The organism is Humibacter ginsengisoli (genome assembly GCF_054780095.1).
The window spans coordinates 383,002-396,482 of sequence record NZ_BAAGWZ010000001.1 but is presented as its reverse complement, the minus strand read 5'-3'; the positions used below and the strand labels follow the sequence as shown (position 1 = coordinate 396,482).

General features: G+C 68.4%; 12 protein-coding genes. 4 read left to right on the top strand and 8 right to left on the bottom strand.

Features of this window, described 5'->3' with window-relative positions:
- Positions 1–20 precede the first annotated feature (20 nt).
- Entirely contained in the window at positions 21–533 is a 513-nt protein-coding gene (locus ACYVI5_RS01625) for a PadR family transcriptional regulator (protein WP_460578710.1), read from the top strand.
- Positions 530–1,891: an MFS transporter gene (locus ACYVI5_RS01620; RefSeq protein WP_460578709.1), complete on the top strand. Its 1,362-nt coding sequence runs from the start codon at positions 530–532 to the stop codon at positions 1,889–1,891. The genes ACYVI5_RS01625 and ACYVI5_RS01620 overlap by 4 nt, the downstream gene beginning before the upstream one ends.
- Here the strand turns inward: ACYVI5_RS01620 and ACYVI5_RS01615 are convergent.
- Positions 1,868–3,106 (bottom strand): MFS transporter, encoded by a 1,239-nt coding sequence (locus ACYVI5_RS01615; RefSeq protein WP_460578708.1) that lies wholly within the window; start codon positions 3,104–3,106, stop codon positions 1,868–1,870. The genes ACYVI5_RS01620 and ACYVI5_RS01615 overlap by 24 nt on opposite strands.
- 252 nt (positions 3,107–3,358) lie before the next feature.
- Between ACYVI5_RS01615 and ACYVI5_RS01610 the strand changes: the two genes are divergently transcribed.
- Positions 3,359–3,706 (top strand): phosphomannose isomerase type II C-terminal cupin domain, encoded by a 348-nt coding sequence (locus tag ACYVI5_RS01610; RefSeq protein WP_460578707.1) that lies wholly within the window; start codon positions 3,359–3,361, stop codon positions 3,704–3,706.
- A gap of 956 nt (positions 3,707–4,662) precedes the next feature.
- On the opposite strand, the gene ACYVI5_RS01605 is transcribed toward ACYVI5_RS01610, so the two are convergent.
- From ACYVI5_RS01605 to ACYVI5_RS01585, 5 genes are all read right to left on the bottom strand, one after another.
- The gene (locus ACYVI5_RS01605; protein WP_460578706.1) at positions 4,663–5,418 is read right to left on the bottom strand and encodes a phosphotransferase family protein; all 756 of its coding nucleotides are present in this window, start codon (positions 5,416–5,418) and stop codon (positions 4,663–4,665) included.
- 37 nt (positions 5,419–5,455) lie between these two features.
- Positions 5,456–7,045 (bottom strand): bifunctional phosphoribosylaminoimidazolecarboxamide formyltransferase/inosine monophosphate cyclohydrolase, encoded by a 1,590-nt coding sequence (gene purH, locus ACYVI5_RS01600; RefSeq protein ID WP_460578705.1) that lies wholly within the window; start codon positions 7,043–7,045, stop codon positions 5,456–5,458.
- Positions 7,042–7,638, bottom strand: coding sequence for a phosphoribosylglycinamide formyltransferase (purN, locus tag ACYVI5_RS01595; protein ID WP_460578704.1), 597 nt, complete (start codon positions 7,636–7,638; stop codon positions 7,042–7,044). The genes purH and purN overlap by 4 nt, the downstream gene beginning before the upstream one ends.
- A 185-nt stretch (positions 7,639–7,823) precedes the next feature.
- Entirely contained in the window at positions 7,824–9,602 is a 1,779-nt protein-coding gene (locus tag ACYVI5_RS01590) for a cell division protein PerM (RefSeq protein WP_460578703.1), read from the bottom strand.
- 88 nt (positions 9,603–9,690) lie between these two features.
- Positions 9,691–10,578, bottom strand: coding sequence for an alpha/beta hydrolase (locus ACYVI5_RS01585; protein WP_460578702.1), 888 nt, complete (start codon positions 10,576–10,578; stop codon positions 9,691–9,693).
- A 106-nt stretch (positions 10,579–10,684) separates the two neighbouring features.
- On the opposite strand from ACYVI5_RS01585, the gene ACYVI5_RS01580 reads away from it, so the two are divergent.
- Positions 10,685–11,125, top strand: a complete 441-nt coding sequence (locus tag ACYVI5_RS01580) for a MarR family winged helix-turn-helix transcriptional regulator (protein WP_460578701.1) — start codon at positions 10,685–10,687, stop codon at positions 11,123–11,125.
- A 63-nt stretch (positions 11,126–11,188) separates the two neighbouring features.
- Here the strand turns inward: ACYVI5_RS01580 and sucD are convergent, their stop codons facing one another.
- Together sucD and sucC are read right to left on the bottom strand one after the other, a co-directional pair.
- On the bottom strand, positions 11,189–12,097 hold the full coding sequence (gene sucD / locus ACYVI5_RS01575) for a succinate--CoA ligase subunit alpha (RefSeq protein WP_460531941.1): 909 nt from the start codon (positions 12,095–12,097) through the stop codon (positions 11,189–11,191).
- 12 nt (positions 12,098–12,109) lie between these two features.
- Entirely contained in the window at positions 12,110–13,273 is a 1,164-nt protein-coding gene (sucC, locus tag ACYVI5_RS01570; protein ID WP_460578700.1) for a succinate--CoA ligase subunit beta, read from the bottom strand.
- Between the last annotated feature and the right edge of the window lie 208 nt (positions 13,274–13,481).

Sequence of the window (13,481 nt, the reverse complement as noted above, 5' to 3'; positions counted from 1 at the left end):
CTAGGTTATCTTAACCTATTATGGCCTATCCCGAGATCCTGATCCTGCGCCACCTCTCCCGCCGTCCCGCGCACGGCTACGAGCTGCGGAAGCGGATCGAGGAGACGACGGGCATCGTCATCAACAACAACTCGCTCTACCCGGCGCTGAAGCGATTCGTCGAAGCCGGCGCCGTGGAGGTGACGGTCGAGCAGCACGAGTCGAAACCGCCGCGCCACGTGTACACCCTGACCGATGTCGGCAGGGAGCTTCTGCACGACCTCCTCTCAGAACTGCCCGCCGCGCAGGCCGGGGACGATCTGGAGTTCCTCACGCGGCTCGGACAGTTCGCGTTTCTGGATGCTGCGGAGCGCGCCGCGATCATCGACGTGCGCTCTGCGGCACTCGAGGCCCTTCGAGAGCGGCTCGCCGCACTCGAGGGGCGCACCTCAGACGAGTTCTGGAGCTCCGCGGTCGTCGCCCATCTGCGCGAGCAGATCGAGTCTGAGCTGCGCTGGCTGAAGCGGCTTCGAGCCGAAGTGAGTCGCTCATGACGACCGGGGTCGCTCCCCGGCTCGGAGTCGCCGCCCAGTACGGACTCCTCGCAGGCCCGCTGCTGTCGATGCTCGACTCGAGCATCGTGAACGTCGCGATTGCGCCGATCGCGAAGGACCTGAACGCGGGTCTCGGCAGCGTGCAGTGGGTGACCAGCGGCTACCTGCTGGCGCTCGGGACGGGGCTGGCGCTGACGTCGTTCCTCGCGCGTCGCTTCGGGACGCTGCGCACGTACGTCGTCGGTGTCGTCGCCTTCACCGCTGCATCGGTGCTGTGCGGGCTGGCACCGGACATCCAGTTGCTCATCGGCGCGCGCATTCTGCAGGGCTTCACCGGTGCGACTCTCGTTCCGCTCGCCATGAGCATGCTCCTGGGCTCGGCGGGCGCGTCACGCAACATCTCGCCGTTGGCCGGGATGGTCCTGTTCCTCGGGCCCGCACTCGGCCCGAGCCTCGGAGGACTGCTCATCGGCGCGTTCGGCTGGCGCTCGATCTTCTTCATCAACCTGCCCGTGGGCATCCTCGCCGCATTCGCGGTACGCGCCATTCCTCGCGACATCGCCCCGCGCCGCAAGAAGGATGCGCCCCTCGACGTGCTCGGGCTGGTGCTCTTGGCGGCCGGGCTCTTCGGTGTGCTGTTCGGCCTCGACCGCGGTGCGAGCGACGGATGGTCTCTCTCCTGGCTGCCCTTGGGACTCGGCACGCTCCTGCTGGCCGGCTACGTTCTTCGTTCCCTGCGGTCGCCGCGCCCGGCGCTCGATCTGCGGGTGTTGCGCGATCGCGGTGCCGCGGTGTCGTTCGTGCTCTGCGCGGCGGCCTCGGTCGCGGCGTGGTCGGTACTGTTCCTGCTGCCGATCTTCCTGCAGCAGGTGCAGGGATACACGGCATTCGTTGCGGGGCTGGCGATGCTGCCGCAGGGCATCCTCACCGGCCTCGGCACGGTGCTCGGGCAGAAGGTGGCAGAGCGGATCGGCGTGCGCTCCACTGTGCTCATCGGGTTCGCCGTGCTCGTCGCATCCAGCCTCGGTCTCTTCGCGGTCGACGCGACGACGTCGCTCTGGATCACCTCGGGCATCCTCGCCGCCCGCTCGGCCGCGATCGGCCTGGTCGTCACCCCGCTCCTTACCGTCGTGAACCGCAGCCTGCAACCGGAGGAGCAGGCCGACGCCAACACCGTCTTCAACGTCGTTCAGCGGATCGCGGGTTCTCTCGGCATCGGACTCCTCGCCGGATTCTTCGCAACACAGAGTGCCGCTGGCGGGCCGGTGGATGCCCTCCACGAGGTCGCGACCGTCATCGCCGGTCTGGCGGCGGTCGCGGCTGCCGGCGCTGCGCTACTCCCCCGACGGAACGGGTGATTCGGGTTCTTCGACCGGGCGGCGCTCCGCTGTCTTGAAGGCGCGCACGCTCAGCAGCACCAGCAGGACCGGTACGGCCGCCGAGCATGCGACGACCACGAACGCGGTGCGCGGCCCCGCAGCGTCGTTGATGAGGCCGCCCGCGAACGAGCCCAGTGACATCCCGCAGACGACGAGCGTGTTCAGCCATGCCAAGGCTTCGGTGATGATCGCCGGCGAGACGATCTCGTGCGCGATGTGGTTGACGGCGATGAAGAACGGGGCGATCGTCGCGCCGGCCAGGACCCCGAGCGGGTAGAACCACCAGATACCGGGGAGGAGCGCCAGCGATGCCCACGTGACGAAGAGGGCCAGTGCTGTGCCGACGAGCATCTGCCGCGAGCCGAGCCTGGTGGACAGCGCACCGAAGAGGAACCCGCCGGATGCGCTGCCGATCGAGTAGGCGGTGAGCACGGTTCCGGCCAGCTCTGGCACACCGTTCGCGGTCGCCAGCGACACGATCGACAGGTCGTTGATGCCGAAGCCGATGCCCGTGGCGAAGCTGGCGACCAGAAGGATGACGAACGGCGCTGAGCTCAGGAGCTGACCGGGGCGATGGGCGTGTTCTGTCGCGGGCGCGGGTTTCGCGTCGGGCATCATCCGCAGGAAGAGCGCGCCCAGCGGCCCGATGATGCCGGAGAGGATCAGGCCTCCTGCCGGCGCGACGCCTGCCGCGAGGAACGCGGCGACCGCTGGTCCGAACACCCACACGATCTCGTCCGCGACGGCCTCGACCGCGTAGGCGGTACGGAGCAGGAACGCGTCCTCGACGATCGTGGACCAGCGGGCACGCATGAAGGCGCCGACGGGTGCGACGGTGATGCCGCAGAACACCGACATGATCACCAGACCCACCATCGAACCGAGGTAGCCGCAGGCGACGGCGCCGGCGATGGCGAGCGGATGAGTGATCGCGGATGCCAGCAGCAACTGCCGCTGTCCGCGGCGGTCGGCGACGCGTCCGGCGAGGGGGCCGACGAGACCCATCGATGCGATCGCCAGCCCGGAGGTGAGGCCGCCGAGTGCGTACGACCCGGTGCTCGCGTGCGCGAAGAAGAGGAAGCCGAAGCCGAGCACGGCGATCGGGGTGCGTGCGAGCAGACCCGCGACCACCATGAGCGTGCGGGAAGGTGCGGAGAGAAGCCTGCCGTAGGCGCGGAAACCGAGGTTGCTCATGGCACGATCCGCGCGCTCGGGACTCGCCCGATCACCGTCTCGTTCCGCGCGTGTGCCACAAGGTTCTACGCTATCGCGCCGGTCGCGGCGAGGCTGGACGGTGCGTGCTCAGATCAATCCACGGGTCAACCGCGAGCTCGGGATGTGCCAAGCGTCAGCGCGCCTGGAACGAGGCGCAATGGCATAACGAGTTCCTATGGCAGTCTCGGGTCGGGGCGGGATCGGCGACTCACCCCTTGGGAAGGAGATCCTGTGATCGGAGAATCGGACGAGCGCCCGTGGGGAACGTGGACCATCCTCGACGAGGGCACGGCGTTCAAGGTGAAACGGATCGAGGTGAAGCCTCGTTCGCGACTCTCGTATCAGACGCACGAACATCGCGCTGAGGTTTGGGTGGTGGCCTCGGGCGTCGCTTCAGCCGTCATCGACGGCAAGACCGTTGTGGCTCGACTCGGACAGACCATCAACATCGCCGTCGGTCAGCCGCACCGCATCGTGAACGAGCAGGACGAGCCCCTGGTCATCGTCGAGGTACAGCTGGGCGACTACCTCGGCGAAGACGACATCGTGCGGCTCGAGGACGACTTCGGGCGAGCGTGAGTGGGTGGCGTGACCGCTCCAGCTACCTCGCGGAGTGCTCGCGCTACGTGTATCGGCATCCGCTACATGTTCTTGCTGTTGTTTCCGGCGAATGCTGATTTGTGTCGCGCCTGCCGGTATCCGTAACGGGTGGCCCGTGTGGGCGGTCTGGAGCCGTTGAGCCGCCTTGTGGTGTCTTTCCGTCCCCAGGCGCCGAGCGCCGGGACCGCAGTATCTGAAGTCGTGGCGGGGAGTCCGAACGACCACCTCCTCACGCCCCATCGAATGTTCGGGCATCCGCGACCGGGGTGGTGCGCCGGCGCTCGTTGCAGGATTGTGACCACCACTCATCAGGTGCGTCACTAGCCTGCGGTTATGGGCCGGCGGACCTGGTGGGTTGCGGTGTGTGCCGCCGCCGTGCTCGTTGGCGGCGGCTTGATTGCGAACAGCGCAGCTGCAGCGAATTCAGCGCCGATCCCTGCCACATGCCCGCCCGATCCCCCGACGGATCCCGGATATAGCGGACTGTTGGGCTCGGAATTGAAGTTGGTTCCGTTCACACCGGAGCACGCACTGCTCTGTCGATACACCGGTATGAACGGCGCCGGCGGATCGCCCGCATGGTCGCTTGCAGGCGAGGCTCGGCTGAACGGCGGCAAGGCGGCTCAGCTGGCCACATCGGCGAATGCTGCGGCGCACCCGCCGCCCCTCGGACCCGTCGCCTGCCCTGCAGACGACGGATCCAGTTCGGATGTCTATTTCTGGAACTTGAGCCATCGCATCAGAGTGCGGTTCTTGACCAGTGGATGCGCGACGGCCAGTAACGGCGGAGTCGTCCGCCCTTCGATTGCCCAGAGCGACATAGTTCGACTCCTGGAGAATCTCGCCCCCGGACGCCGGCCCCTCCCCTGATCCCGCCACGCCCCAGGGGACGTCCCATGGTCCGAGACGGACCGGGCGGCCGACGGTTCCGTCGCCTACGACTCCTGCATCCGCGCTCTGAGCACATCGAATTCGCATCCGGGAGCATCCGGATCGAAGCCGTGCTCGATCAGCCAGCGCGACGCCGCCAGACTGCGCAGCGACCACCAGGCGCGGATCACGTCCCGGTCGACGTCGTCGCCATAACCGGCGAGCAGGTCATTCAGTCGCTCTTCGTGCCCGAGCGTCAGCGTCGCGAGGTCGAACATGGCATCACCCGGAGCAGCCTCCGACCAGTCGATGACACCGGTGACCGTATCACCGTCCACGAAAACGTGGGTGATCTGCAGGTCACCATGGATGAACACCGGCTTCCACGGGCGAAGGGCGACCTGGGCGATCTCGCGGTTGCGAAGGATCACCTCGCGTGGCAGAACGCCGTTGGCAAGCAACCACTCGCATTCGCTCTCGAGCTCCCGCGCGATGTCGTCGAGCTCGCGCCCCGGCCATGGTGGTAACGGCGCGTCATGCAGCCTGCGTATCGCGGCACCCACAGCGGCCCACGCGACCGGGGACGCAGGAGACGGTTCTGCGAGGACGCCGAGCGCGTTGCCGGGCACGGCGGCGATCGCGAGCACGGGCGGCCGATGCCAGAGGACCGGCGGCGTGGGTGCCGGTGCCATGGCCATCGCCTGCACCTCGACATCGGCGTGCGAGGGGTCGCCATCCACCTTCAGGAACACGTCCCCGACGCGCAACGTCGCGCGCTGGCTGTGCGCGACGACCACCTCGACCTGGTCCACATCAGTCATCCTGACGGGTACCGCGGACACGAGACCCGCCAAGTCGTCAATGAAAGAAGTGGCGCTCGCCCGTGAAGTACATCGTGATCCCCGCGGCCTTCGCCGCGTCGATCGTGAGCTGGTCGCGGATCGACCCGCCGGGCTGCACGATCGCTTTCACACCGGCCTGGATGAGGATCTCGGGGCCGTCCGGGAACGGGAAGTAGGCATCCGATGCCGCGACCGAACCTGCAGCGCGATCGCCCGCACGCTTGACCGCGAGGTCGCACGAGTCGACCCGGTTCACCTGTCCCATTCCGACGCCGACGGATGCCTCGCCCGACGCGAGCAGGATCGCGTTCGACTTCACGGCGCGGCACGCGGTCCACGCGAACTCGAGGTCCTTCAGCGTGGCCTCATCGGCCGCTTCACCGGCGACGAGCGTCCACTCGGCGACGGGTGCGAAGTGCCGGTCGGCATCCTGCATCAGCATCCCGCCGGAGAGTTGCTTGATCTCCGTCGTCGGCAGCGAGAAGCCCTCGCGCAGCTTGAGGATGCGCAGGTCCTTCTTCGTCTGCAGCAGCTCGAGCGCCTCCGGCTCGTAGTCCGGCGCGATGATCACCTCGGTGAAGATCGGCTTCACCGACTGCGCCATGGCGAGCGTGACAGTGCGGTTCGCCGCGATGACCCCGCCGAACGCGGACGTAGGGTCGCACTCGTGCGCCTTGCGATGAGCATCCGCGATGTCGTCGGAGACGGCGATGCCGCACGGGTTCGCGTGCTTGATGATCGCCACCGCGGGACGCTCGAAGTCGTGCGCGGCGCGCAGGGCGGCATCCGCGTCGACGTAGTTGTTGTACGACATCTCCTTGCCGCCGAGCTGCTCCGCCTGCGCGATGCCGTTGCCGCCGGGCGAGGTGAACAGCGCGGCCGCCTGGTGGCTGTTCTCGCCGTACCGCAGCGACGCCTCGCGCTGCCACGTCGCACCCACCCATGCTGGCAGGTGAGAGTCTGCGTCGTCGGGGGCCAGCACGTTGCCCAGCCACGAGGCGACAGCAACGTCGTATCCCGCCGTGTGCCGGTAAGCGTCCCGCGCCAACTGCGTGCGGAACTCGAGGTTCGTGCCGCCCGAAGCGATCGCATCCGCCACCTCGGCGTATCGGTCGGGTGAGACCACGACCGCGACGTTCGCGAAGTTCTTCGCCGATGCGCGCACCATGGCGGGCCCGCCGATGTCGATCTGCTCGACGATCTCGCGAGCATCCGCACCGCTGGCGACCGTCTCGGCGAAGGGGTACAGGTTCACGACCACGAGCTCGAACGGGCGGATGCCCAGCTCGGCGAGCTGCGTCTCGTGGTCCTCGAGGCGGAGGTCCGCGAGCAGCCCGGCGTGCACGGCGGGGTGCAGGGTCTTGACGCGGCCACCGAGCGACTCCGGGAATCCGGTCAGCTCCGAGACATCCGTCACCGCGATGCCCGCGTCACGGATGGTGCGTGCCGTGTTGCCGGTCGACACGAGCTCGACGCCAGCGTCGTTCAGCGCGGTGGCCAACTCGGCGATGCCCGTCTTGTCGGTGACGGAGAGCAGTGCGCGACGAACCGGTACGACGTCGCGTTCGCGGTAGAGGCTCGGGTCGGCGGCGTGTGCGGCGCTCATGCTGTGGCCAGTTCCTTCAGGTCGATGTGTCCGTTGGCGATGTCGAGCACGGCCTGGATGAGCAGGCGTCGCTCCACGATCTTGATGCGCTCGTGCAGTCCGGCCTCGGTGTCGCCGGGCAGTACGGGCACGCGTTCGCGAGCGATGATCGGACCGGTGTCGACTCCGTTGTCGACCACGATCACGCTCGCACCGGTCTGACTCACGCCCGCCTTCAGGGCGTCGCGCACTCCGTGCGCCCCGGGGAACTCGGGCAGGAACGCGGGATGCGTGTTGATCATGTGCGGGCTCAGCGCGTCGACGACGCGCGGTGGGAACAGCCGCATGAATCCCGACAGGATCACCAGATCGGGCGACCACTGGGTGATCTGCTCGAGCATCGCGTCGCCCCACTCGGCACGGTCTTCGAACGACGAGAACGCAACCGTGAACGTCGGGATGCCGTACTCCTCCGCCACCTGCAGACCCCCCGCGTCGTCGCGGTCGCTGCCCACGGCGACGACTCTGGCGGGAAACTCGGCGTCGCCGGATGCCTCGAGCAGCGAACGCAGGTTGGATCCCTGGCCGGAGACCAGCACGACGAGCGACAGCACGCACTCAGCCTACCGGCGGCTGGAGTCTTCCCACGCCGCGGGACGTTCCCCGCCGGGCGTCATCACCTCACTCGCGAGCTCCGCCGGAATTCGCACGATCGGCCGGACAGAAGCCAGGCTTCGGTGCGGCGTGTCGTGCGTTATCCGGCGGATCGTGCGACGGCGCCGGCTGCGTTGTCGAGGTCCTAGCCCTCTTCGGTATCCGAGGTCTCGTGGCGGGAGAAGTCCGGAGAGGCGAACCCGGATTCCCGGTACACGCGCGGCAGACGGCCACGCGGTGTCGGCACGCGCGGCGCCGACGGACGCACGAGCCCGGAGGCGGATCGGGCCGGGGTGCGCGGAGTCGCCTCCTTCGGGCCGGCCGATCGCTCGGACTCGCGCCCGGCCGGCTCGCCTCGCTTCGGCGTCGCCTTGCCCGGCCGCTTCCGTTCGGCGGGATTCTCTTGCTCGAGGATCGCGCTGATCCAGTCCGCATCGTCGGCGTGCTCGGGCGCATCCACCGCGTCATCGAACGACGCGAACACCGTGGACACGTCGATCGGACCCGTGACCGCTGTCGGCGGCGCCGTGCCGGCGCCCCGCCCCCATGCCGGAGCGGGCCGTGGAGGCACCGCAACCGGCGACGGCTCGGCGCTGCTCCGGCGCTCCCGCAGGCTCAGCCGCGCCGTGCTCACCGCGTGCTCCCGGCGCACGGCGACGCCGATCGCCGCTCCGACCAGAACCTCGACCGCGACTGCGCCCGCCACGAAGAGCGGGTTCGGCCCGGCGTGCTGCAACCTGCCCGGTCCGATCGCACCCGACGCCCACCAAGCAAGCAGGCCGAGAACGGCGCCGGAGACGACGGCCGTTCCGAGTACGACGAGCGACAGGCGCGCCGCGCTCCAGTCCCGGGAGCCGTAAGGACCGCTGCCGCGCGGTGCAGGCATCCGCTCCAGATGCTGCCGGATGAGGAACCCTGCGGCGACTCCGCACAGCACGGGAACCATCACCGCGATGAGCCCGAAGCCGGGGTCGCTCTGCGGCAGCACGCCGAACAGTGGAACGCTCGGCAGCGGACCGAGCGTCGTCTCGGCGACGTCGACCGAGGAGCCGGATCCGACCGCGAAACCCGGGCCGGCGATCCACGAGGCCGCCCAGATCACGGCGTTCGGCAGCAGCGCGAGCTGAGCGAGTGTGAGGGCGATGGCACCGAGAACACCGGGTTGCAGCGTCTCGTAGAGACCGACGATGCGCCCGTAGTTCACGGCCATGAGCACCGCGAGAAGCACGGCGGATGCCGCCACGACGAGGGCGGATGCCGCCACCCCGCCGCGGAGGGACGCAGCGAGCACGGCGCGGGTCGCGGGGCTCCATCCCTCGACCGGCCACGGCAATCGTCCCCGGCCCGCCGCACGAACGGATGCCGCGCCGTCGCCGCGCGAGGCATCCGTCGCCCCCCGCTCGTCCGCACCCGACGGCTCTCGCATGTTGCCCGCGATCATGCCGATCCCGATGCCGATCGCGAAGACTGCTGCCGGCAGCAGCGAGCCCTGCAACAGCGAAGGAACGGCGGGCAGGTTGTGCACGCTCAGGGTGACGAGGCCGGAGAGCACCGCGAATGTGACGACGCCGGCGATGGCCGCCGTCCACGGGTGCGGCGTCGCCCAGGCGCGCCGCCCCGTTCGCGTGCCGAGGAAGACAGTGAGGAGCGCGAACCCGAGCGCCGCGATGCTCACGGTGAAGACGTTCGTGCCGGTCAGATCGAAGGCTGCAGAGGCGACAGGGTCGAGCGTGACCGTGACATCGACGCCGTGGCCGAGCAGCCAGATGTCGGCACCGGCATGCCAGAACGGCAGCCAGTCGTTCGAGAGGTCGAACTGCAGTCCCCAGGCGACGGTCAGCGGAACGAGCGGGATCGCCACGCCCACGCCGAGCGCGATCACCGCGTCGAGCGCGGCCAGCAGGATGACGGTGATGCGGTTCATGCGCTGACGACCCTACCGGCGCGCGGCGGAGCCGACGGGCGGGCGCGCCAGAGCACAGGCATCCTGCACGAAGCCGCCGCTCGCCCCGCTACGCGCCGAGCTGCGTTCGGATGAACGCCCCGACCCGATCGAGCGCCGCGTCGGCCTCGTCGAGTTCGCCGGCGCGGTTCTGGAAGACGTGCGGCAGGCCGGCACCGATCTCGAGGGACACCTCGACGTCGACGAGCGCCGCGGCCCGAGCCAGCCCGATCGAATCGTCGAGCAAGATCTCGTGCCCACCGACCTGGATCAGGAGTGGCGGCAGCCCGGTGAGGTCGGCGAACAGCGGGCTCGCGAGTGGCGTGGCGGGATCTGCGGACCCGACGTACTTCGGGCCGTACCAGTCGAGGGCTTCCGGCGTGAACAACGGGTCGATCCCGACGAGATCGCGGATGCTCCGCCCGGAGTGGGTCTGGTCCGTGAGCGGCGAGAACACGACAGCAGCGGCCGGCATGGGCAACCCTGCATCGCGAGCTGCAACGAGGGTCGAGATCGTCAGACCGCCGCCTGCGGAATCGCCGGCGACGACGAGGGCGGCCGGGTCGATCCCGCGCTCGATCAGCTCGCGATAGGCCGCCAGTGAGTCATCCACGGCCGCCGGGAACGGATGCTCGGGCGCCAGCCGGTAGTCGAGGCTGTACGCCTGCAGGCCGGCGCGCTCGGCCACGAGTCGAGCGAGTTTGGCTCCTGTGCGGTGCGATCCGACGACGTAACCGCCGCCATGCAGATACAGCAGTGTGCCGGTGCCGGCTCCCTCCGGGGTCAGGCGGAGGGCCGGCCGGCCACCGAGCCTGACGTCCTCGACCGCCACGCCTGCGGGCACCGGCTCGATGGCGAACTCGTCGAAGCCCCGGCGGTGCTCGTCGACTGTCTGGTTCGGATCGAAGGGGAACGCTCGCAGCCGTGCGATGATCGCCTCACGCTGGGACGTGCTCATGGGTTTCTCCCTGTCTGTGTCATGATCGTTCCGAGATTCATTCCTCGGAATGTATTACGCAACCACGTTAGCAGCATTTGTATTCCTAGGAATATTCGGGAGGACCATGGGCAGGGGCATCGACTTCTTCGACGACCTGGTACGGGCCGAGATCGCGGTCTACAACCAGGTCGACGAGCGCATCAAAGCCGCGCACGGCGTGACGGTGGGCACCGTGAACGTACTGAGCCTGATCGAGCGCACCGAGAACGCGCGGGTCGACGATCTCGTGCGGGCGCTCGAGCTGCGCGTCGGAACGGCGAGCAAGATCGTCGACCGGTACGTCGAGGCGGGCTGGCTCGAGCGCGTGCCCAACCCCGGCGACCGGCGCTCGTCCTGGCTGGTGCTGACGGATGCCGGGCGAGAGCTGCTCGCGGCCGGCGCGCCGACCTTCGAGGCATCCGTCACCGACATCGTCTCTGGCGTGCTCACGAACGCGGAGACCACGCAACTGCACGGGCTGCTCGCGAAGCTGCGCGCGGGTCTGCGCGGCGAGCAATCGTCCTAGGCGGATACCGAAACGACGGATGCCGCGAGCACCTCGGCCCGCGGCATCCGTCGTCGTTCGTGCTTACGCGTTGACGCTCGCGACCACCTCGCGCAGAAGCTGCGCGGTCTCGCTCGGCGTCTTGCCCACGCGCACACCGGCGGCCTCGAGGGCCTCCTTCTTGGCCTGTGCGGTACCGGCGGAACCAGACACGATGGCGCCGGCGTGCCCCATCGTCTTGCCCTCGGGAGCGGTGAATCCCGCGACGTAGCCGACGACCGGCTTGGTCACGTTCGCCTTGATGAAGTCGGCCGCGCGCTCCTCGGCGTCGCCGCCGATCTCGCCGATCATCACGATCGCCTTCGTCTCGGGGTCTGCCTCGAACGCGGCGAGCGCGTCGATGTGCGTGGTGCCGATGATGGGGTCGCCGCCGATGCCGATGGCAGTGGAGAAGCCCAGATCACGCAGCTCGTACATCATCTGGTAGGTCAGCGTGCCCGACTTCGAGACCAGGCCGATGCTGCCCTTGCCGGTGATCGTCGCCGGGGTGATGCCGACGAGGGACTCGCCGGGCGTGATGATCCCGGGGCAGTTCGGCCCGATGATGCGGGTCTTGTTGCCCTTCTCCTTGGCGTGCGCCCACGCCTCTGCGGTGTCCTGCACCGGGATGCCCTCGGTGATCACGACGAGCAGCGGGATCTCGGCGTCGATGGCCTCGACCATCGCGTCCTTCGCGAATGCGGGCGGAACGAAGATGATCGAGACGTCCGCCCCGGTCTTCTCGATGGCCTCGACGACGGTGCCGAAGACGGGCAGTTCCACCGCAGAGCCGTCGGCCGCGGTGTGCGAGACGGTCGTGCCGGCCTTGCGGGCATTGACGCCGCCCACGACCTGCGTGCCGGCCTTGAGCATGAGCGCGGTGTGCTTGGTGCCCTCGCCGCCGGTGATGCCCTGGACGATGACCTTGGAGTCCTTGTTGAGGAAGATCGACATTGCTTGACGTCCTTACTTCGAAGCCAGTTCGGCAGCCTTGTCGGCGCCCTGGTCCATGGTCTCGGCGAGTGTGACGAGCGGATGGTTGTAGTCGGTGAGGATGCGGCGCCCTTCGACGACGTTGTTGCCGTCCAGTCGCACGACGAGCGGCTTCGACGCCTCGGATCCCAGGATGTCCAGGGCACCGACGATGCCGTTGGCGACCGCGTCGCAGGCGGTGATGCCGCCGAACACGTTCACGAACACGCTCTTCACCTGCGGGTCGTTCAGGATGACATCCAGACCGGCCGCCATGACCGATGCGGATGCGCCGCCTCCGATGTCGAGGAAGTTCGCCGGCTTCACGCCGCCGTGGTTCTCGCCGGCGTAGGCCACGACATCCAGGGTGCTCATCACGAGTCCCGCGCCGTTGCCGATGATGCCGACCTCGCCGTCGAGCTTGACGTAGTTGAGGTCGTGCTCTTTGGCCTTGGCCTCCAGGGGGTCGGCCGCGGCCTTGTCTTCCAGCGCCTCATGCTCGGGATGCCGGAAGTCGGCGTTCGCGTCAAGCGACACCTTGCCGTCGAGCGCGATGATGTCGCCCTCGCCCGTGAGCACGAGCGGGTTCACCTCGACGAGCGTCGCGTCCTCGCCCTTGTAGACGTCGTACAGCTTCACGAGAACCGGTGCGACCTTCTCGATCAGGTCATCGGGGAAACCGGCGGCCTTGGCGATGTGCTTCGCCTTCGCCTCGTCGATGCCGGTCGCCGGGTCGACCTCGATGCGCGCGAGCGCTTCGGGCTTCTCGATCGCCAGTTGCTCGATCTCCATGCCGCCCTCGACGCTGGCCAGCGACAGGTAGGAGCGGTTGGCCCGGTCGAGCAGCACCGAGAAGTAGAACTCGCGGGCGATGTTCGCACCGCCGGCCACCATGACGCGGCGAACGATGTGCCCCTTGATGTCGAGGCCGAGGATCGCCTTCGCGGCCGCCTCGGCGTCGTCCGGGGTCTTCGCCACCTTGACGCCGCCAGCCTTGCCGCGTCCACCGGTCTTGACCTGCGCCTTGACGACGGTCACGCCGCCGAGCTTCTCGGCTGCCGCGCGCACCTCTTCCGGCGTGTCGGCGACGATACCCGGCAGTACCGGGACCCCGTATTTCTCGAACAGGTCACGTGCCTGGTACTCGTAAAGATCCACTGCTTCCCAATCCGTGTGCGAGTGAAATGGCGATCGGTGCGGGCCGGACCGTCTCGCCGGCGCTGGTCGGTGACGCTCTGTCGGTGACGCAGTGTCGTAAGACGACGGCTGATGGGCACTTCAGTCAGATAGCTCGACGCCGAGATAAATTGCCACCGACAGCCTACCCGAGCGCCATACGGGTTCCCGACGTGCACCCAGGGCACTG